At 41.7% G+C, this 22,521-nt stretch carries 11 protein-coding genes, 1 tRNA gene and 2 pseudogenes; 6 read left to right on the top strand and 8 right to left on the bottom strand.

From position 1 onward, the window contains the following. Positions 1-13: 13 nt before the first annotated feature. The 6 genes and pseudogenes from QUD05_RS21325 to QUD05_RS21300 all read right to left on the bottom strand — a co-directional run bounded on the left by QUD05_RS21325 (position 14) and on the right by QUD05_RS21300 (position 13,071). Positions 14-3,565, bottom strand: coding sequence for a WD40 domain-containing protein (locus tag QUD05_RS21325; RefSeq protein WP_289797812.1), 3,552 nt, complete (start codon positions 3,563-3,565; stop codon positions 14-16). A 1,002-nt stretch (positions 3,566-4,567) separates the two neighbouring features. After that, on the bottom strand, positions 4,568-8,146 hold the full coding sequence (locus QUD05_RS21320) for a WD40 domain-containing protein (protein ID WP_289797811.1): 3,579 nt from the start codon (positions 8,144-8,146) through the stop codon (positions 4,568-4,570). A 499-nt stretch (positions 8,147-8,645) separates the two neighbouring features. After that, positions 8,646-9,854: a 4-hydroxy-3-methylbut-2-enyl diphosphate reductase gene (locus tag QUD05_RS21315; RefSeq protein ID WP_289797810.1), complete on the bottom strand. Its 1,209-nt coding sequence runs from the start codon at positions 9,852-9,854 to the stop codon at positions 8,646-8,648. Between the two features lie 96 nt (positions 9,855-9,950). Next, positions 9,951-10,808, bottom strand: a complete 858-nt coding sequence (locus QUD05_RS21310) for an SGNH/GDSL hydrolase family protein (RefSeq protein ID WP_289797809.1) — start codon at positions 10,806-10,808, stop codon at positions 9,951-9,953. A gap of 140 nt (positions 10,809-10,948) precedes the next feature. Then, a pseudogene (locus QUD05_RS21305) lies at positions 10,949-12,345 on the bottom strand (ammonium transporter). Between the two features lie 402 nt (positions 12,346-12,747). Then, positions 12,748-13,071, bottom strand: a complete 324-nt coding sequence (locus QUD05_RS21300; RefSeq protein ID WP_289797808.1) for a YnfA family protein — start codon at positions 13,069-13,071, stop codon at positions 12,748-12,750. 204 nt (positions 13,072-13,275) lie between these two features. On the opposite strand from QUD05_RS21300, the gene QUD05_RS21295 reads away from it, so the two are divergent. Continuing rightward, complete coding sequence (locus QUD05_RS21295) at positions 13,276-17,973, top strand: GAF domain-containing protein (RefSeq protein WP_289797807.1); 4,698 nt, start codon at positions 13,276-13,278, stop codon at positions 17,971-17,973. Positions 17,974-18,130: 157 nt separating this feature from the next. Here the strand turns inward: QUD05_RS21295 and QUD05_RS21290 are convergent, their stop codons facing one another. Next, entirely contained in the window at positions 18,131-18,271 is a 141-nt protein-coding gene (locus QUD05_RS21290; RefSeq protein WP_289797806.1) for a hypothetical protein, read from the bottom strand. Positions 18,272-18,365: 94 nt separating this feature from the next. Here QUD05_RS21290 and QUD05_RS21285 point away from each other — a divergent pair, with 94 nt between their 5' ends. The 5 genes from QUD05_RS21285 to QUD05_RS21265 all read left to right on the top strand — a co-directional run bounded on the left by QUD05_RS21285 (position 18,366) and on the right by QUD05_RS21265 (position 22,040). Next, on the top strand, positions 18,366-18,566 hold the full coding sequence (locus QUD05_RS21285; protein ID WP_012407952.1) for a hypothetical protein: 201 nt from the start codon (positions 18,366-18,368) through the stop codon (positions 18,564-18,566). A 426-nt stretch (positions 18,567-18,992) separates the two neighbouring features. Continuing rightward, positions 18,993-19,718 carry a hypothetical protein gene (locus tag QUD05_RS21280; protein ID WP_289797805.1) on the top strand — a complete coding sequence of 242 codons (726 nt, stop codon included), beginning with the start codon at positions 18,993-18,995 and terminating at the stop codon, positions 19,716-19,718. Between the two features lie 32 nt (positions 19,719-19,750). After that, positions 19,751-19,819, top strand: a tRNA-Phe gene (locus tag QUD05_RS21275). 225 nt (positions 19,820-20,044) lie between these two features. After that, positions 20,045-20,263 (top strand): hypothetical protein, encoded by a 219-nt coding sequence (locus QUD05_RS21270; protein WP_289797804.1) that lies wholly within the window; start codon positions 20,045-20,047, stop codon positions 20,261-20,263. A gap of 343 nt (positions 20,264-20,606) precedes the next feature. Next, on the top strand, positions 20,607-22,040 hold the full coding sequence (locus QUD05_RS21265) for a vWA domain-containing protein (RefSeq protein WP_289797803.1): 1,434 nt from the start codon (positions 20,607-20,609) through the stop codon (positions 22,038-22,040). Positions 22,041-22,148: 108 nt separating this feature from the next. On the opposite strand, the pseudogene QUD05_RS21260 reads toward QUD05_RS21265, so the two are convergent. Continuing rightward, positions 22,149-22,436: pseudogene (locus QUD05_RS21260) on the bottom strand (DUF4351 domain-containing protein); the annotation flags it as partial. Between the last annotated feature and the right edge of the window lie 85 nt (positions 22,437-22,521).

Here is a 22,521-nt window from a genome sequence, read left to right as displayed (position 1 = left end):
GCATCAGGTTTTTTCAATCAACTGCTCCCAGCACTTTCAATGTAGCAAAGGTTGCTGGAGCTAAACCTGTAACTCCCCTAATTTTCATTCGCTGATAGAGTTTTTCTGCTTTGAGTGTTTTTGAGCAATTACCTGTTGTTACATCCCACAGCCTAATTGTCTCATCTTCACCACTGCTAGCGAGAGTTCGATTATCAGGATTAAAAGCGATTGACCAAATCCTGCCTGTATGTCCTTGCAAGGTTCTGAGGCATTGACCCGTACTAGCATCCCATAGCTGAACTGTGTAATCTTGGTTACAACAAGCTAGTGTCCGGCTATCTGGACTAAAGGCAGCTAACTGTAACCAACCTCTATTTACCTGTAAAACTTTAAGGCATTCATTAGTGTAGATACTCCACAATCTTATTGTTCCATCAGGACTAGTACTTGCTAATAGCTTTCCATCTGGACTGAAAGCAACTGACCAAACCCAAGCTGTATGCCCTGACAAAGTTGTTTTACACTCACCAGTAGCAACATCCCATAACTTCACTGTCTGGTCATGACTGCCGCTAGCTAATAGATCGCCCTGTGGACTAAAAGCAACTGACCAAACAGCTGCGCTATGTCCCTGAAGAATTCTCAAGGTTTTACCTCCACTCACATCCCACAGCCTCACTGTTTGATCTTCGCTGCTGCTTGCCAGTGTTTGGCCGTCAGGACTAAAAGCAACTGACCAGACTAAAGCGCAGTGTCCGTGGAAAGTTCTCAAAGCTTGACCTGTGTTAGCATTCCACACCCTTACAGTTTTATCTTCGCTAGCACTAGCAACTGTTTGACCATCAGGATTAAAAGCAACTGACCAGACGGCTGCATGATGTCCTTGGAAAGTTCTTAAAGCTTGACCTGTGTTAGCATTCCACAACCTCAGTGAAGAGTCATGACTACCACTTACCAGTGTTTGCCCATCTGGACTAAAGGCGACTGAAAGTACCTGTTCAGTATATCCTTGAAATGTTTTGAGGCATTGACTGGTGTGAATATTCCATAACTTAACAGTCTGATCATAACTGCCACTAGCCAGGAGATTGTCCTGTGGACTAAAGGCGACCGAGTATACCCAACTTGTATGCCCCTGGAAAGTTTTGAGACACTCACCAGTACTGATATCCCATAATTTCACTGTCTGGTCATGACTACCACTTGCTAAAAGATCGCTCTGTGGACTAAAGGCAACCGAATATATTTCATTGGAATGTCCCTGGAAAGTTTTGAGGCATTCACCAGTGTCGATACTCCATAACTTCACTGTCTGATCTTCACTGCTACTCGCCAGCATCCGTCCATCTGGACTGACAGCAATTGACCTTATTCCATCACAGTGTCCTTGGCAAGTTTTAAGGCATTCACCAGTGGAAACATTCCATGACTTAATAGTCTGGTCATCACTACCACTGACTAACATGAGTCCATTCGGACTAAAAGCAACCGAGTGTACCCAACTAGTATGCCCTAGAAACGTTTTGAGACATTCACCAGTGGAAACACTCCATAACTTAATAGTCTGGTCATCACTGCCACTCGCTACGGTGCTACCATCTGAACTAAAGGCGACTGACCAAACCTCGTTCTCATGTCCTTGCAAAGCTTGTAAGCATTGACCCGTATCAATATCCCACAGTTTTACTGTATAGTCACCACCACCGCTGGCAAAAATTCTACCATCTGGACTAAAAGCAAGTGATATAACCCAGCTACTATGTCCCTTAGAGACAAAAACCTGTCTGCCATCTGCAACCTGCCGTAAGTGAATCTCACCATTGGTATCACCCAAAGCCAAAAGTTTACCATTAGAGCTAAAAGCTACTGACAAAACACCACCGAAGGTTTCAGCAAAAACAGACTTATCAAAATTGGCGTTTTGGAAATTTACATCGTGCAATTTCAAACACCGCAGGTCTGCTTGCCAAACGCTCAGATCAGAAAAATCATAGCCAGTGAGATCGCTCTCTAAATGACAAAGCAGATTGAGAATATTCCCAGTTGTATAACTTTGTTCTAAAGGTGATGTCTCTCGTAGCCTTCCTAAAATTTGGGTTAGCTGATTTTCAAGGTTTCTTTTGCTTCTTGTGACAGCGAGCAACCCATCTATAACTGGCTTAAGAATAAGGCGAATTTGAATTTCCTTCACGTAGTCTTTAGCCGTCGCCTTCATCAAAGCATGACACCTGAACAAATCAAGATTCTGAGTTTCAATCTCTTGACAAACTATCTCTATCAATCGCTGAGTAACATACTCCATGACTACAGGTTGTAGTGTAAAGAGTGCTGTGCTTTTCTCGACTAAGGAGCGCCTTACCAGAGACTCCAGAGCTTCTAGTAAGTTTTGTGGTGGAATTGGTGATACAATATCCTCTCGTATTTCTGATAGCGAAACTGGCTCACGATTGATTGCTAGCCAGTATATGATATCTTTTTCTAAATTTGCCAAGCGCGAAAACTGCTGGTCTAGCAGATCGCGAATGCTACCAAAAACAGCCGTGTAATGTTGCAGAAATTCAGCAACATTACCATCAAAAACATCTTGTATCGTTGTCGCCACTATTTTCAAAGCTAGGGCATTACCTGCATAACGCTCGACTACTGCTGGTAATTCTGACTCTGAGCCAGAAAAACCCTTGGCTTCAAAGATTTTTTGCCCTGCTACTACCTCTAAACCACTCAGTTGTAATGAGCGAACAGCCAGTGTTTCTCCTCCCAGTGAGGCTATATCTTTGGGTTTTTCACGTGAAGTCAGCACCAAGGAGCTTTGATGCATAACTTGTCCCAATCGTTTTATCAGTAAGCCATAATCTTCATAGCCTTCTCGATAGCATCCAGCATAAGCGCCTGTTTGCAGAATAGTCTCTACATTATCTAATACGATCAGACAGCGCTGTTGTTGTAAATATTCAATTAGTTGTGATATTCTACCATCTACACTTTTTGGTAAGTCAGTTTCTAAAACCTGCTCGTTAGAAAAAAATTGAATTAAATTTGCCAGCAGGTCAAAAAGTGGGGGAGCATTGTAGAGCGATCGCCAAATAACGTACTCAAACCATCCTTGAACCTTTTGTGATAATTTGGCAGCAAGAGTTGTTTTACCAATTCCTCCCATTCCTAACAGCGCCACCACTCGACAGCGTTCCTTAATCAGCCATTGCTCTAGTAGAGTCAGTTCATCTGTGCGCCCATAGAAAACAGATACATCCACCATCTCTCCCCAATCAACGCGCTTGGGGTTTTTCAAGTCTTTTTGCCCTTTTAAATCAGAGTCTGGACTTGTGTAATCGCTTTTATCCAGTTCCAAATTAAACGTCATAAACAAACGCACAAGCGTTCGTTTGTCAACCCCGGTTTCACGAGTAAGTATCTTTCTGAAAGTGACAGGAGTGATCCCAGCTTGTTCGCTTAATTCTTCTAAGGTAGATTTGGAGCCATTGTTTTTCCTAAATTCCCACTCAAGTTTGGCATTCTGAAGCTTTTGCCAGCCTTCACGAGTCAGTATAAGCCCACGATTGCGTTTGGGTTTCTCTGGTTTCATAATTTTTTAGGGAGAATTGTATTTGGAGTAATAGGCTCCGACCACTGGCATTTATGGAAGAGAGTTTTCACTAAATTATAGTTGTTGCAAAACAAGCTAAATAATTCGATAAAACCCTGTCAGAGAAACCATTTAAAAAATATAATTTTAGATAGTTAAAACTGAAATAGTAAAAGATATTGAGGGAGTTTAAACGTTATTAATCGCCAAATCTATTATTAGCAGATTAAGAGTTAATTTGTAAATTTATACCCACCATTCATGATGATATTAATAAATATCTCCTGAATTGAATTACCAAGTTTTGACTCTAGTGGAAGAAAATTTTAATTTCCTGTTTATAATTTTTGATTAATCTTGATTACTCAGTAGTTTACTATGTAATAGTAATTGGAAAGTCATTAAAAGTCAATGACAATGGCTAAAAAAAATGCTGCTAATTTAACAATTCAATTTTCGCTAGAGGAGAAAATCATCTTGGAGGAATATTGTGAGAAAATGCAGCGAACAAAGAGCGATGTAATTCGAGAGATGGTACGCACACTTAAAAAATACTTAGACAGTAGCCAAAGTATTTAGTAACTTTGGAAACCCATATTTAAAAAGTAAGCTATTGTGCATCTAATGTTCCAGAATGAAGTCCCTAAATCTGCAAAATAGGCAGTTAAATCTCCAATTTTTACAACCAAGTTAAATACGCAATAGCTTATGGGTTTTCAAACCTCTGTAATTTTATATATGCAACGATTGAAGAAGAATTCAGAAGTCAGAATTCAGGAGTCAGAATAAATCAGTCGGGGATTCAGACCGCGCAGGAATTGAAGACCACCAAATTTNNNATTTGGTGGGGGTGCAAAAACGCCNGANNNTTCATCCGCCAGTCGCACAGAAAACATTGCGAATTCTGACTCCTGACTCCTGAATTCTGTTCGATAAATTCAAAAGCCGTCTCTTGGCTCCAGGCTCAACACAAAGTGAAGCAAAGTCAAGCCAGGGAGAAAGTCAATTCTCGATTGCTCCTAAAACTTTCAAAGAAGTAATAGTTCCTTGGGTTAAACCTGTAACACCAGTAATGTTCATTCCCTCATAAGGTCTTTCGTTTCTTAAAGTTTTTAGGCATTCACCCGTCAAAACATCCCACAACTTTACCGTTTCATCTTCGCTGCCACTTACCAGAGTTTGACTATCTGGACTAAAGGCAACTGATCTTATCCAATGGGTATGACCATGCAAAATTTTGATACATTGACCGGATTGGACATCCCACAACCTTACCGTTTGATCTACACTCCCGCTAGCCAGAAGTTTACCTTCAGGACTAAAAGCAACGGACAATACCCAGCTTGTGTGTCCTAACAAAATTTTGAGACATTCACCTGTGCTAACATCCCAAAGCTTCACAGTTTTATCTTTACTGCTACTGGCTAAGGTCTTACCTTCAGGACTGAAAGCGACGGACAATACCCAACTTGTATGTCCCGACAAAATTTTGAGACATTCACTTGTGCGAATATCCCAGAGCTTGACTGTTTGATCATCACTGCCACTGGCCAGGATATTACCTTCAGGACTGAAAGCAACCGACCATACCCCATGACTATGTTCCAAAATATTCAAAACTTGACCAGTGTTGACATCCCAAAGCCTTACAGTTTTATCATCACTGCCACTGGCGAGAATTTTACCTCCAGGAGCAAAAGCAACTGACTTTACCCAGCCAGTATGTCCCCGTAAGATGTTGCAACATTGGCAGGTGCTGCTATCCCACAGCCTCACAAGTTGATCGTAACTGCCACTTGCTAATATATTACCTTGAGGACTAAAGGCAACGGTTCTGACTCGATTAGGGTCTCCTCGCAAAGTTTTGTAGCACTTCCCATCCGCGACATCCCAGAGCTTTACGGTTTGGTCATTATTGCTGCTAATTATGGTCTGGCCACCAGGAGCAAAGGCAACAGACCACACCCCATTATTGTAGCCCTGCAAGTTTCTTAAGGCTTGACCAGTGCTAACATCCCAAAACCTCACAGTTTGGTCATCACTACCACTGACCAAAGTTTGACCATCTGGACTAAAAACAACAGAACAGACAAAACTTGTATGTCCCTGCAATGTTTTAACGCATTCTCCTGTGCGGAAATTCCATAGCTTCACAGTTTGGTCATCACTACCGCTAGCCAAAATATTACCATTAGGAGCAAAGGCGACTGACCTAACCCTGTCACTATGTCCCTGGAAAGTTCTCAGGCACTTCCCATTTGAGATACTCCAGAGTTTCACAGTTTGGTCATCACCACCACTAACCAAGGTTTGACCATCCAGATTGAAAGCAATTGAGGAAACCGAACTAGTGTGTCCATGCAAAGTTTTGAGGCATTCTCCTGTGCAGAAATCCCATAGCTTCACGGTTTTATCACTGCTAGCACTGGCTAAAATTTTACCTTGAGGACTAAAAGCTACAGATAATACCGAATTAGTATGTTTTCGTAAAATTTTATAACACTTACTATTCGGAATAGTCCACAAACGCACTGCCCAATCATCGCTGCCAGAAGCTAAAACTTCACCTTGAAGGCTGAAGGCAACAGCTCGTACCCGCTCAGGATGTCCTGTTAAAGTTTTCAGGCATTCACCTGTGTTGACATCCCACAATTTCACACTCTGGTCACTACCTCCACTGCAAAGAATGCTACCATTTGGACTGAAGGCGATCGCTCGAACCCAATCAATATGTCCTAGACAGGTCAAAAGTTGTTCGCCCTCAGCAAAGTCTCGCCACAAGCAAATCTTGCCATTTGCGTCACTCGCCGCTAAAATTTTTCCGTTGGGGCTGAATGCTAAAGCAGAAATTTTACTGAAATTTTTAGTAAAAACCGATTTAGATAAATTAGCGTTTTGGAAATTGACTTGAGGTAAACTTACACCCCGCATATCTACTTGCCAAACGCTTAGGTTAGAAAAATCATAACCTCTTAAATCTGTCTTTAACTGACGAAGCAAGTTGAGAATATTCCCGCTTGTATACCCAGGTTCCAGTGGAGATTCTCCTTGCAGCTTGACTAAAATTTCATTTAAATGATTTTCTAGTTTTTTTGGGGTTTTAAAAATAGTTAAAAGTTCATCTATAACGGGCTTAATAATTAAGCGTATTTGAGTTTCTCTAATGTAGTCTTTGGATTGAGCTTTACTCAAAGCATAATACTTCAGAAGCACAATCTTTGGAGTTGCAATTTCTTGATAAGTTTGCTGAATTAATTTACTAGTGATATATTCCATTACTACAGAGTGTAATGTGAAGAGGAAACCACTTTTTTCACTTAGCGTTGACTGAAATTTGTCGATGAGACTTCGCCTGATCAAAGACTCTAGAGCTTCTAATAACTTGTGTGGTATTACTAATGAAGTTAAATCTTCTTGCAAATTGTAGAGTGGAATTGACTCACGATTAATTGCCAGCCAGTACATAACCACACGCTCTAAATTAGATAAACGCTCAAACTGCTGCTCTAAAACAGCACAGATATCGCCAAAAACAGATGTCTTTTGGTTCAAGAACCCACAAATATCACCATTAAAGACATCTTGAATAGTCGTTGCAACTATCTTCAAAGCCAATGGATTACCAGAATAAAGCTCAATCAGTGCTTTCTCTTGGGATTCTGCTCCAAACAGACCTTTGAGGTGAAAAATTTTTTTTCCTTCTTCCTCTTTCAGACCCCTCAGTTGTAATGAACGAACAGGTAGTGCTTGTCCTTCGTGTGACGCCACGTCTTTGGGTTTTTCACGTGAAGTCAGCACCAAGGAGCTTTGATGCATAACTTGTCCCAATCGTTTTATCAGTAAGCCATAATCTTCATAGCCTTCTCGATAGCATCCAGCATAAGCGCCTGTTTGCAGAATAGTCTCTACATTATCTAATACGATCAGACAGCGCTGTTGTTGTAAATATTCAATTAGTTGTGATATTCTCCCATTTACATTTTTTGGTAAGTCAGTTTCTAAAACCTGCTCGTTAGAAAAAAATTGAATTAAATTTGCCAGCAGGTCAAAAAGTAGGGGAGCATTGTAGAGCGATCGCCAGATAACGTACTCAAAACATCCTTGAACCTTTTGCGCTAATTTGGCAGCAAGAGTTGTTTTACCAATTCCTCCCATTCCCAACAGCGCCACCACTCGACAGCGTTCCTTAATCAGCCATTGCTCTAGTAGAGTCAGTTCATTTATGCGCCCATAGAAAACAGATACATCCACCATCTCTCCCCAATCAACGCGCTTTCTAAACTCCAAGGCTGAAAGTCTCGCCAAATCGGGATTTAACTTAAGATAGTCTTGGGGATTTAACTCTAAGTTAAACGCCATGAATAAATAAACTAGCGTTCGTTTGTCAACCCTTTCCTGGTTAGTAAGTATCTTTGCGACTGTATTTGAAGTTAATCCAGCGCGTTCACTTATTTCTTCTAGAGTGTACTTGGAGCCAGATTTTTCTCGGATTTCCCCTTCAAGTTTTGCCTGCTGAAGTTTTTGCCAGCCTTCAGGAGTGAGTATAACGCCACGATTCCGTTTTGGCTTGTGCCGATTCATAAATCATGAATACCTATTTTTTACAGCAAAAGCTCATGGGCAGACCTTTAAAAATAGTGATTCCCGTCAGTTTTGGCTCAAAGCTTGGTCATGCATGGAATCAGGGCTAACAATAGAACTCTTGCATCAATATTTTGTGGTATGATTAAGAGTTATTTAAATTTCATCTTTGACAATTCAAATAGTAAGAGTTTATAAATTTTTTCGATCAAGTACTATCAGGCGTTCGCTAACTAAAAAATGGCAACAAACGCTGTTTAAGTTATTGATTAATTCCTGAGATTATTTGATAAATTTAATTTTTTAATCGATTACAAATTATTCCAACAGTGAACACTAGTTACCGATAACTGATATTGATGTGGTGTTTCGCCAAATATGAAATCGATAACTGAGGAGTTTATAACAAATAAATTATCCAATCTTATAAGGCAGACAAGATGTCCGCCCCACAAGAATTAATTGGATGTTTTTTAGTTGGAAGTCTCTCTGAGAACAGTTAAACCAGCGCTGCTGTTGTTTTCAATGTAAAAATCTTCTCAATCACATCTTCTACTACCTTATCTGGCGTAGAAGCACCAGAAGTAATTCCCACAACAATTTCTCCATCAGGCAACCAGTTTTCTGTAGTTATTAACTGCCCATTTAATTGCCGATGTTCAATAGAATATCCTGATTTAAGGCGTTCAACAGTATCAATATGATAAGAAGGAATTCCTCGCTCAAAGGCAATTTGTTGCAACTGAGTAGTGTTCGAGGAATTAAACCCACCAATTACTACCATCAAATCTAAATTATGTTCCACTAATTCCAACATCGCATCTTGACGTTCTTGAGTGGCATCACAAATGGTGTTGAAGCTTTGAAAATGCTGATTTAATTCGGTGGGGCCATATTTCTGTAACATAGTTCGCTCAAAAAGCTTACCGATTTGCTCAGTTTCGCCTTTAAGCATTGTAGTTTGGTTAGCAATGCCAACTCTTTCTAAATCGCGATCGGGGTCAAATCCTGCTGAACAAGCTTTCGCAAATTTTGTCAGAAATTCTTCACGGTTGCCACCATTGATAATATAGTCAGCAACATATTCTGCTTCTTGCAAATTCAACACTATTAAATACTTGCCAGCGAAGGAACTAGTCGCAACTGTTTCTTCGTGCTTATATTTGCCGTGAATTATTGATGTATAATCGATTTTTTTGTGCTTTTCTACTGTATTCCAAACTTTAGATACCCAAGGACAAGTTGTATCAACAATTTTGCAGCCTTTCTCGTGAAGTATCTGCATTTCTTGAACGCTAGCTCCAAAAGCGGGTAATATGACTACATCACCAATTCCAACAACAGAAAAGTCTTTATTCTTTCCTTCAATGGGGATGAATTCTACTTGCATCTCCTGCATCCGCTGATTTACAGAAGGGTTGTGGATAATTTCGTTAGTAATCCAGATGTGTTCTGTGGGGAAGTGCTGACGAGTTTCGTATGCCATCGCTACAGCCCGTTCTACACCCCAGCAAAAGCCAAAGGCCTGCGCTAGTCGGATTGTCACATTACCCCGTTGCAGAGTGTAATTGCGATCGCGAATTTCCTGAATCAAGTTACTCTGATACTCAGATTGCAACTGGGTAGCAACTTCTGCTTGATGACCAAAGCCCTTGCGATTGTAATTTTCTGAATGTTGGAGGCTGCGCTTAAAAGCTTTTGTATCCATTAGATTTGTCTACTTAAACTCACTATTTCTTATTTTCTCGCGCCTAGACGCGATTGATACAGAGTTGTCTTCAAAGATATTACTTCTTTTTGGGCTTTAGCCTTTTTCTGGCGCAGAACGTTGACGCTGGGGTTTTAATTCAATCTCACTATAAATCTGCAATGCAGAACGCCAAACCATATAGCCTTCAGGACTTAAGTGTAAGCCATCAGTAGTAAATTCGCGGCGGAGATTTCCTTGCTTGTTGGTAAACAAGGGATATAAATCGAGGTATTTGACACCTTTTTTGGTAGATAAGCTTTGTAATTGCTGATTTAACTGGCGGATGCGGCTATTGGCAACAGCCAATAGTTTATCTCGTCCTTTCCAAGTTGCTTCTTCTGCCCCATGTGGCAAAATCGATTGGACAACAATTTGCGCTGTGGGATGCTTCTTTTGTAAGTAATTGATAATTTGCCGCTGATTATCTAAAATTTCCCCATTGCTCATCCCCTTAATTAGATCATTAATACCAATCATCACAAAAATCACTTCTGGCTGGGTGCGGTCAAATATTTTTAATCTTTTCAAGAGTCCATTGCTGGTTTCGCCAGAAATTCCTTGATTGAGCCAATTGTTCCCTTCGGGTAATAACTCAGGGGGAAACCACAAACTTAGAGAATCTCCCGCCAGGATGGTTAAATGCGGGGGACGTTGGTCAGCGGCGACCTTGGCTTCTTGGTTGAGGATATCTACCCACTCTCGATAACTGAGTTGGTGACGGCGACCTAAATCAGGTGTAGCAATTTGCGGTGAGTTATTTAGTTTGATTGGCTCTGGGGATGTGATTATCCCAAAAAAAGCGGCCAATCTCTGCTGTTGCCAAATTAACAGGATGACCGCCAACATTAGGATGCCGTTGGTTAACAGCGAGAAAAATGCCCAGATAGGAAAGGTTTTTGCAGATGTAGACACGACTAGCGAAATTTACCAATTATTTGAATCAAATTTTAACGCTAGCGATCGCAAATTACCCAATCTTCAAGTGTAAATTGGCGAGAAAGGGAAGCAAACTCCTAACTCCTAACTCCTAACTCACCACTCAGTACTCTCTACTAAGTGGGACGATCGCCAAACTCGGAGTTGTAACCTTCTTCACCGTGTTCGTTGATATCCAAACCTTGCAATTCAGCTTCCTCTTTGACTCGCAGCCCGACTGTAGCATCGATAACTTTGAGAATAATCCACGTACCAACACCTGCGATTACATAAGCAACGGCAATTGCTACTAGTTCAACTCCCAATTCACCAAAATTACCACGCAGCACTCCGTTTTTACCTCCTCCGTTGACTTGAGTAGTGGCAAAGATGGCTGTTAAAATTGCCCCCACTGTACCACCAACGCCATGCACGGGATAGGTATCTAAAGCATCGTCAATTTGCAGCTTATGCTTGAAACTCACGGCATAGAAGCAAACAAAGGTGGTGATGAAACCAATTAAAATCGCTGATAGTGGTGTGACAAATCCGGCGGCGGGAGTGATACCCACTAAGCCAGCAACGGCTCCTGTCGCTGCTCCTACGGCTGTTGGTTTACCCCGTAAAACCCCTTCCAAAATAAGCCACATCAATGCACCCGCCGCCGCTGCCGTATTGGTGGCGACAAAGGCTGTTGTTGCCACATTTGTAACTAAGTTACCAGAAGTTCCACTGGCAATAGATAAAGCACTCCCAGCGTTAAAACCGAACCAACCAAACCACAACAAGCCAGCACCCAGCAAAATAAACGGAACGTTGTGCGGCGGGCTAAGACGATCGGGATGGGTTTTGCGAGGACCAAGGACGATCGCTGCTACCAAAGCTGAAACGCCGGAACTAATATGAACTACTGTGCCACCTAAGCAAAGTCCAGGGCACCTAATCCACCATACAAACCTAAAAATCCACCTTTCGCCCAGACCATGTGAGCCAGAGGAGCGTAAATAAAGGTTGACCACAGTAGGACAAACAGCGAATAGGCGCGGAAACTCATCCGCTCTGCGATCGCTCCAGAAATTAAGGCTGGGGTGATAATGGCAAACATGGCTTGATAGATCATGAATGCCTGATGGGGTATTGTTCCGGCATAAGAGACGACTTCTGGCGGGTTTGACCCTTTGAGATAATCGGTTATCTCTAACCCGACACCATTCAACCCCAGCCATTGCAATCCACCGATAAACGGTAAACCTGGCGCAAATGAAAGACTATAGCCCCACAGAATCCAGGTAACTCCGACGATCGCCATTAACACAAAGCTCATCATCAATGTGTTTAGAACGTTGCGCGATCGCACAAATCCACCATAGAAAAATGCCAATCCTGGTGTCATTAGCAGCACAAGTGCTGCTGAAATCAGCATAAATGCCGTATCTCCAGTATCAGCAGTAGGCGGGGCAGCAGTTGGGGTTTGGGCAAAAGCATTGCCCATCAACGGCCCTCCTAAAAACAGTAGGCTGATAGCTCCAATCATCACAACTTTCTTCAACACTTTTTTTCTTCCTAAGCACCAACGATTTGTATACTTAACTACATTTGATTACTTTTATTGCCACATTTTTGTCTTGAAAGTTACTTAACCTCAATGTTCTTGAAATGTTAACAAAAATATAATCCTGATTGTCGTTGCTAAAATTTCAATCAGCGTATAAACACGCAATCATTACATTGCATCTTTTTTTTTAAGAAGAGAAGAATAGTATTTTATTCAAGCCTGAGAAAATTCCAAATTTTTAGTTACTTACTGTTACAAACCAAAATAATTGTGATAGTTGACAAGTTGTGAAAAGACTTTTGCAATTTTGCATGGGATTATTATCTGTTTAAAAGGGAAAGTTATAAAAGTTATTGGTGAAAAATAATATAGAACTTTTACTTAAGTTCTGGGAGCAAACATGATAATTAAAACACTCATTAAAGCTAAACATCCTCCGATTAAGTCGTAGCGATCTGGAGTTACCCCGTCTACTTTCCAACCCCAAAGCATTGCCATTGCGATAAACACGCCGCCATAAGCCGCATACACTCTGCCAAAATTTGTTGGTTGTAGAGTTGCAATAACCCCATAGAAAGCTAAAGCAATTCCCCCCAATATGCCCAACCAAAACGGTTTACCTTCGCGTAACCACAACCAGATTAGGTAGCCGCCCCCAATTTCCAATAAACCAGCCCAAAAAAAATACAGCAGGGATTTAATCATTTAAACGATTATTTAATAACATATAACTCAGTAAAATTACGCTAACGCTTTTAAGTAAACTGTTGTCATTAATTAAAGTAAGTTTGTTGAATTGGGCATTGAGCATTAGGCATTGGGCATGGGGCATTAGTTATTTCCTTCTCCCCTGCCTCCCCTGCTCCTCTGCTTCTTCCCCACTCCCCAGAATGTAGATAAGGCTCAAGGATGAAAGCACCATTACCTGATAACGAAGCCCAGAGAATCGAGGCAATTTTGCAGTATAAGATTCTCGATACGCCATCGGAAGCCACCTTTGACGATCTGACTCGTTTAGCCTCGTATATTTGTCAGACTCCTATTGCCTTAATTAGCTTAATTGATACAAATCGCCAGTGGTTCAAGTCAAAAGTCGGTTTGGATACCCCAGAAACACACCGAGATTTCGCATTCTGTGCCCATGCCATTCTCCAGCCTGATATTTTTGTCGTGCCTGATACAAGAGATGACGAACGGTTTGCAACAAATCCACTGGTGACATCTGATCCAAATATTCGGTTTTATGCTGGTGTACCTTTAACTAACCCTGAAGGATACGCCCTCGGAACCCTGTGTGTAATTGACTACGTACCACGAGAACTTAATCTAGAACAATTAGAGGGATTACGAACTTTAGGTCATCAAGTCATCAAGCAACTGGAATTGCGCCGAAATTTAGCAAGTTTGGTACTTGTTACCAAGAAAAGCAACCAGGCACAGAAGGTACGCAAGCAATTTTTTAAAAAGATTGCAGCAAGTTTTGGTTTCTCGTCGGTAATTTTAGTTCTGATTGGGGTGGTTTCTTATCAGAATACAAGAATATTGACTAATTTTAATCGCAGTATAGTAAAACATACTTATAAAAAACTTAACAGCCTAGAGAAAATACTGTCCCAGGTAAAGGATGCTGAGATTGGACAACGTAGTTACATCTTCACTGGAGAAAAACTTTATCTAAAATCGTATCAAACAGCACTTAGTAACGTCGATCAAGAAATTGCCCAGCTAAAGAATTTAACAGTAGCTCAAGCGAATCAACAAAAGCAGATTGCAACGCTTGAATTTCTGATAACGGCTAAACTTACTGAACTAAAACAGACTATCGACTTGCGGCAGAACAAGGGATTAGAGGCGGCGTTGCAAGTACTGCTGAAAAACGATCGAGAAAATCTCATGGATGATATTCGCAAGGCGATCAATGAGATAGAAAATGAGGATAGGGGACAAATCCAAAAGCAGTCACAAGCTGCAAAGGCTTGGACTCGAAACACAGTTCTGACACTGGCGATCGCTATTTGCCTAAGTTTTATCGTTCTTGCTGTAGTATACTACTCGATCTATCGTGAGGTTATTGAGCGGAAGAGAACAGAAGAAACCTTAAATCAAGAACGCAACTTTATCTCAGCAGTCCTTGATACAGTCGGAGCGTTGGTAATAGTTCTCGATTCTCAAGGGCAAATCGTTCGTTTCAATCAAACCTGTGAGCAAATAACTGGTTACTCCTTTGATGAAGTGAGGGGTAGGTATAGCTGGAACTTGTTCCTCATTCCCGAAGAGGTGGAGCCAGTCAAAGCAATTTTTGACCAGTTACGATCTGGTCAACTTTCCGATAATTATGAAAATTATTGGGTAATGAAAGATGGTAGTCGGCGGCTAATTGCCTGGTCGAATACCACTTTAAAAGACTATGAGGGCAATGTTGAGTACATTGTCGTCACTGGCATTGACATTACCGATGGCAAACGCGCACAACAGCATCTAACTGCACAATATGTTGCAACCCGCGTTTTAGCCGAGTCCGCCACAATTAGCGAAGCTACTCGCAAAATCTTGCAAGGAATCTGTGAGAGTTTGGCATGGGATTTGGGTGAAATTTGGATGGTAGATGAGCAAGCAAATGTGCTGTATTTTCTCGATATCTGGCATAAAGCATCCATTGAAATGCAAGAGTTTGAAATACTGAAGCGGCAAACCACCTTTGCACCCGGAATTGGACTACCTGGAAGGGTTTGGGCTAGTTCTGAACCTGTTTGGATCTCTGATATCGCTAAAGATATTAATTTTCCTGACTTCAAAATAGCTGCTCAAGTAGGACTACACGCAGCTTTTGGTTTTCCGATCCGCAGCGGTAACAAAATCCTCGGTGTGATTACCTGCTTCAACCGGGAAATCCAGCCCCTTGATGAAGATTTAGTAAAAACAATGAATTCTATCGGCGAGCAAGTAGGGCAATTTATCCAGCGTAAACAGGCTGAAGAAGAAATACAACGCCAAAATTTGCGATCGCAACTATTTACCGAAATCACCCTGAAGATTCGTCAGTCTTTGGATATCGAAGAAATTCTCCAAATCACTGTCAAAGAGGTACAAAAGATTCTCCAGACTGACCGAGTTTTAATTTATCAGCTTTTGCCAGATCAGTCTGCAAATACCGTTATTGAAGCAGTAGTTTCTGGTTTACCAGCAATCAAAGAGCAAAACAACGCCGCCCCCTATTTTGAAGCAGAATATCTCCACCAGTACAATCTACAGCAGTATCGTCAAGGCAAGATTTTCGGACTGGATAATTTGGATCTCCTGGAAGTTGAACAAAGCCATCTGGAATTAATGCAACAGTTTGGGGTCAAAGTCAATTTGGTTGTACCTATTCTTGTCAAAGAAGAACTTCGCGGTTTGCTCATAGTTCATCAGTGTGACGATTCCCACCACTGGTCTAGTTTTGAAACCGATCTTTTGCGGCAAATAGCCGACCAAGTAGGTATTGCTTTAACCCAAGCCCAACTATTAGCAGCCGAAACTCGTCAGCGACAAGAACTTGAAATTGCCCGTCGCCAAGCCGAATTAGCTTCGCAGACGAAAAGTGCCTTTTTGGCAAATATCAGTCATGAAATTCGCACTCCGATGAACGCTGTGTTGGGGATGACCAGTTTGGTCTTAGATACTCCCTTAGACGAAGAACAGCGAGATTTTATTGAAATAATTCGCAGTAGTGGAGACGCTCTTTTAAGTTTAATTAACGAAATTTTGGATCTTTCCAAACTTGAGGCTGGAGAGATGGCTCTCGAAACTCTCGATTTTAACCTATCCACTTGTGTAGAAGAAGTGGTGGAATTATTGGCTCCCTCAGCCCATAACAAGGGATTAGAAATTGCTGCAATAATCGATCGCAATGTCCCCACCCAACTCAAAGGAGATACTGGTAGGCTGCGGCAAATTTTGATGAACTTAATCAGCAACGCCATCAAATTTACCAGCGTTGGCGAAGTATTAGTACAAGCCGAATTGCGTTCGCCCTTGGCGTTGGCAGAGCCATCGCTTTCCTCAACTACAGCCACCATCCATTTTGCGATTACAGATACAGGTCTTGGCATTAGCTCTGAAGACCAACGCAAACTCTTTACACCATTTACCCAAGTGGATGCTTCGACCACTCGCAAGTATGGTGGTACCGGTTTGGGATTAGCCATCTGTAAACAACTTGTAACTTTGATGGGAGGAGCGATTGGGGTAGAAAGCCAGATGGAAAAAGGATCTAAGTTTTGGTTTGAGTTGCTTTTTACCAAACAAGTTGAGCCTGTTGAGCCAAAATGCGAACGCGGAATTTTGCAAAATCGCCGCTTATTGGTAGTGGATAACAACACTACTAATTATAAAATTATCTCCCATCAAGCTACTCATTGGGGAATGGAGGTAGATCGAGTTGACAGTATTGCTGCGGCCGTTAAAGTTATTCAGCAAGCTAGCGAGGAGGGTAAATTATATCATGTTGCCTTGGTTGATATGCAAATAGCCCAAACAAATGGCATGACAATAAAAGAACAAATTCCAGCCAATTCTGCAATTACTGAGATTCCTTTAATTCTGCTCGCTTCTACTAATCAACGGGATGAAGTACAACAGGCGCTCAAAATCGGATTTGCTACTTATTTATTCAAACCCATTAAGCCATCACGACTCCTTGATGCCATCATAAATATTTTAGAAACTCAGCCGGAATCAGAACAAGAATTTAGAGGCAGGGAGCTAGAGGCGACAGAAGAAATTTCGAGTCCAGAAACTTCAGATATTCTGACTTCTTCCTCTAACCTTTCTACTAAATCCAAGTTAAGAATTCTCTTAGCCGAAGATAATTTGGTGAATCAGAAAGTAGCACTAAACCAACTCCAGAGTTTGGGCTATAAAGCCGATGTCGTTGCCAATGGAAAGGAAGTTTTGCAGCTATTAGAAAAAATTCCTTACGATTTGATTTTAATGGATTGCCAAATGCCAATTCTCGACGGTTTGGAAACTACAAAAGAAATTCATCGTTGGCAAGAGGATGCTTTTGCATTGGGTCATCGTCCTGTAGTGATTGCGATGACAGCTAATGTAATGAAAGAAGACGAACAAACCTGTCTAAATGCCGGAATGGACGACTATTTGAGTAAGCCAGTATTTAAAGAAAAATTGGCTGAGACTTTAGAGCATTGGACAGGTGTGATCGTTTCCCAGCAAGAGGCAGGTGTGTATGAACAGACTGTTTCCACTGACTTAGCAATTGATTGGGAACACTTGCATCGGATATCGGGAAATGATGAAGAATTTGAATTAAATTTATTGCAAATATCCATTGAAGATATTAAACCACGTTTAGAAATAATGAAAGCAGCGATCGCAGCTGATGACTTTGGGCAAATATCACGAGAAACTCATCACCTTAAAGGTGCTAGTGCCAACATTGGAGCTACAGCTATGTACTTAGCAACTGACAAACTAGAACAATTAGCTAGCGATCGAGACCTTAAAGGTGCTACTAATTTAATTTTAGAATTAGAAGAATTTGTCAACTGCATTCAATATTTTTTAATTAAAAACAAAGTCGTGAAGCAGGCGGGAGGTAGGAGGTAGGGGGCAGGTGGGCAATGGTTTCCATAACACTACATCAAGGACAATTGCCCGATTCATCCCGACACTTGACATTATGCAAATTATGTATTACGCTTGTAGTATGCAAAAAAAGCCTCCTCAAAAGCATTGCAATAATGCTTTCCTTGGGTCTGTAGCTCTAACGGTAGAGATCCCGGATGTCACTTGTGCCCTGACAGAAAAAGCTTACATACTTGCTCAATGGTAGAGCAATCGTCTCTAAAACGATAAGTTGCAGGTTCAATTCCTGCGGTGTAACCACAGCTTTTTCAACTCGCATGAGGTGTGAGTGTAACTCTCACAGGGAGGGTATCGGTTCAATCCCGATCAGATCCACTAATACGAATTCGTAATTAAAACAAGAGGTGATTGTAATGGTTCATATTCGATTTGAAGGACGTTCTGTTGATGTGCCAAAAACACAATTGGGAATTGCAGCAGGGATGAATGATGTAGCAGTAAAGGAGCGCGTTGCTCGGCATTTAGATGTGAATAGCGATCGCCTTTCTGCCTATGTAATCGATCGCCGTCCTAGTGGCGATCTGATCGTTCGCCCGGAAGCTGTCTATGGTTAGATAGGAGTTAAGAGTTAGGAGTTAGGAGTTTTGAATAAATTAGTTTCTTCGATCGAACGCTTTTAATTTTTCACTCTGAACTTATGATCTAGCACTTTTAAAGCAGAAGGTAAGAAAGTATAAAACATAAACCTTTCCTTCATTTCTAATTACATAGTTTTATTCCGCGCCCTAACTTGTAAAGCCTACACACACACTCCGGCAACGGAATGCAGGTTCAAATCCTGTCGCTCCCTTTGATGGGAGCGTAGCCAAATTGGTATAGGCAATTGTGAAAACTGCTTTGCTAACTTGTGCGGAATTTCAATTATTTGAATTGTATTTATCTATAACCTGTACTCAATACGGAGGTGAGTTCAATGATGTTAGCTAACTCATGTTTAATGACAACTCAATTAGAAAAACTGCATTTAAACAACGTGAGATATGAGCGAACATCGTTTGAGCGAGATTGTAATTGAGCGTCCTCGCGGTGGGAGGAGAATTAGCCTCAAAAAGGTGACTGGCTTTAAGAAGCAATTATACAAAATCACCCAGGATGCAATTCAGGATGGATTGTTGAATCCCTATTTGATTAAACCAACAAATAAATCTAAGTATCTTTCAGACCATCTCGGCCCTCTGCGTCGGTTTTTGCGATCGCAAGTCGGACAGCCTTGGAATGAGGTTTACAGCCAATTGTGTCAACGATTAGATCCCAGCACAATGGCAGGACAGCATGTTATCGATCATGTATGGGACTACGTTGAACGGTATGTGGAAATAATTGATGGTGGTTTCTATAGCAAACCTTATCAAGGGTATGGAAATCAGCTAGATACAAGCTATCGCGATCGCTTCTATATCCATCCTGAAACCGGAATTCTTTGTGCAGTCGAGAAAATACCTCGAAAGCAGAAGCAAAAGCAGGAACAAACGGATATTCTCATCATTGATAATTATCATCAATACCAAAAGCTAAACGAGATTTGGTATTTAATTACCTTTGAAGATATTCCGCCAGTACACACTCATTATGTGATGGATGCTGTCAAGGGTAAAATTCATTATTCTGCTGCAACTTATAGAGGTCAAACAATTTACGCTGTTAGGAAACAGCAGTGTAACAAGAAAGAAATTCGATTTATTTTAAATCAACTTTCTAAAACCTAAAATTTTCACTTCGTGCCCTAACTGAAAAAGCTTACATACTAGCCGAATGGTAAGGCACTTGAATGAAGATCAAGCAACTACGGGTTCAAATCCCGTGTGTGAATCAACAGCTTTTTCGACTTGCACGAGGTGATCTTATTTCATTTCAATATGGAGGTGATATCATGTCCGCTTGATTACTTACTAAACCCCAAGAACCCCACTCCGCCAAAGCTGCGCTTTGTCTCCCCTCCCGAAGAGCGGGGAGGGGCTGGGGGTGGGGTGCAATGACTCTAGGAATCATAACTAATTATGCGGACATGATATGAGAACGATGAAGAAGATTAATGATTTCAACATCGAGCCTGAAGATTTCGACGATTTCTGCTTTTGAACCCTTGAGCAAACGTCGTCGTGGCTTCCCATCTGAAAAAGCTGTTAAACGTGGCTATCGCCTTGTTCATGGCGACAAGGAACTACAGGAAAAGCTTGGTAACAATGACCTTTATCTTTGTGGTTCTGGTCGCTGCTTTCAAGAAGTGCTGTCGCAATCGCGGCAGATATGATGGCAGCTTACGCAGCTACTACTTTTAGGGAGTAGTACTAACGATTTCGATACGTTACATCAAATTTCGGGGTTGCATATTTGCGGGATGATTTTACTATTTTTGTGGGATGGGCAACAGTCCCTTGTATTTCTAGGCGGGCAGGATGCCCACCCCACAAGAATCATCCCTTAATTCAGCAACGCCCAAATTTCTAATTGGCAGTTGTTGCCGCGCCCCGATCGCAGAAGCTTACATAATTTTGCAAAAGTTATACACAATGCTTCTACAACTTGCGCGGTGACTTTATCACCTCGCGTGCAACATCTGCCTCCTCATCCATCACAACTAGAGGAGGTTCATAATGAATACCGCAGAACGTGACCTGCGTTTGGAAATGCTCAACAGTTTGCTAACAACTCCTCACCGCAAGCTTGAGCAAGTCGCAGAAATTCATCAGTTGATTGTTGAACTCGATCCCATCTTCTACGGACACCTGGCAGTTTGGTATCAGCGTCATGGTGATGTCCGCGACCACAAGGAGGTGTTTGTTGCTCACTTGTTAACTAGCAATCTGACTGAACACCGAGATGCTGGATTTATGATGCTGCAAGAGTTTCCACCCTATCAGGTGGCTCGTGTGGTGGACTTTATGAAGCAGCAGCAGAATAAACTGCCTCGTTCGGCTCGGACTGCGGTACGACGTTACTTGAAGACACGGGAGAGCAATCCGGCTCTGTTCGATCGCGCCGCTTTGCGGGGTCGTAAAGCAATGAAGCACTTATATGCTTCACTGCACATTAAGCCAAATGAGCGGGCAAATGCGATTCTATTCCGCGATACTCCTCCAGAGGGTTCCTTGGCAAATGTGCTGAAGCAGCTTGCTAAGGCAGAAAGTGCCGCAGAACAGGCACGGCTGATTGTGGAGTTCAACATTCCCTACACGATCGCAATTGGTGCAATCAAGCAACTTACACCAGTTGTCTTGGTGGCGTTAATCAACAGCATGACTCCTCAAGAAGCGATCAACAACCTCAAGTCTCTCCAGACTAGAGGTGCAATGGATCACCCACAAGTCAAGAAGCTGATTGATTCCAAGCTGGAAGCAGCGTCTAAGAGTACGCGTGTCTCAGCATTCAAAGCACAGATTGCCACAGACGCAGGAGATTTTGACGCAGACACCGTTGCCCAACTGGAAAAGGTGACAAACGAACAGGTAAAGCGGCGTGGTGCGATCGCTCGTCCAACTGCTTTACTAGTGGACAAGTCTGGTTCAATGGAAAATGCGATCGCGATCGGTAAACAACTCGCTGCCCTAATTTCTGGTATCACTAAGGCAGAATTGTTTGTCTACGCCTTTGACACCATTCCTTACGCTATTACAGCAAAGGGCAAGGAGTTGACCGATTGGGAGCGGGGCTTCCAACACATCAATGCTGGTGGTGGTACTAGCATCGGCTGTGCATTGGAAACAATGCGGAAGAAGAAGCAGGTAGTTGACCAGATTATCATAGTGACGGATGAGGGCGAAAATGCGGCTCCTTACTTCGGTGAAGTCTACAAGAATTACTGCCGGGAGTTGGCGATAATGCCCAACGTGGTGATTGTCCGTGTGGGTGGTCATTACGACTGGGTGGAGAGTCAATTGAAGCAGCAGCAAGCACCTGTAGATACGTTTACTTTTGCGGGTGACTACTACAGTTTGCCGAACATCGTCCCACTGCTAACGCGCCCCTCTCGCCTGGATTTGCTGATGGAGATTTTGGATATGCCGTTGCCTGTGCGAGATGATAAATAAGTTCTAAAATTATAACAATGCTTATTATTATAAATAGTAAGCATTGATTTTTTGTAAACTTTAACCGCTTGTATTTTCCTCAAGCCAAGCAACTAAATCAGATATATTTTAAAAATCCAAAAACTCTTCTCCTAAACCTTCTAATTGCTCAGTAGTTAATACCTGGAGACGTTCAATTATTAATGAATCTATCTTACCAAAGCGTCTATTTAAAAGGCGTAAAGTATATTTCAATGCTTCCTTCTGCTCTCCCCTTTGTTCTCCCTTCTGCAAAATATCTTGATAAATTACTGACTCTTGCATAAGATCCTCCTGCAATAATTGACGAATAAAATCTTTTTCAAACTTTAACCCGGCTAAAATCTCGGTGTAAGCAGCAGTATTTTCCCGGATTTCTCACCACACCTCTTAAAGCCTTCGCTTGTGCAGGGGAGAAGTAATGAGTAAGAAGTAAGAAGTAAGAAGTTTTTACTTATTACTC

Source organism: Nostoc sp. GT001 (assembly GCF_030382115.1).
In the GTDB taxonomy this organism is placed as follows: Bacteria; Cyanobacteriota; Cyanobacteriia; order Cyanobacteriales; family Nostocaceae; genus Nostoc.
The sequence above is the reverse complement of the archived record's forward strand: the minus strand, read 5'-3'. Positions and strand labels throughout refer to the sequence as shown.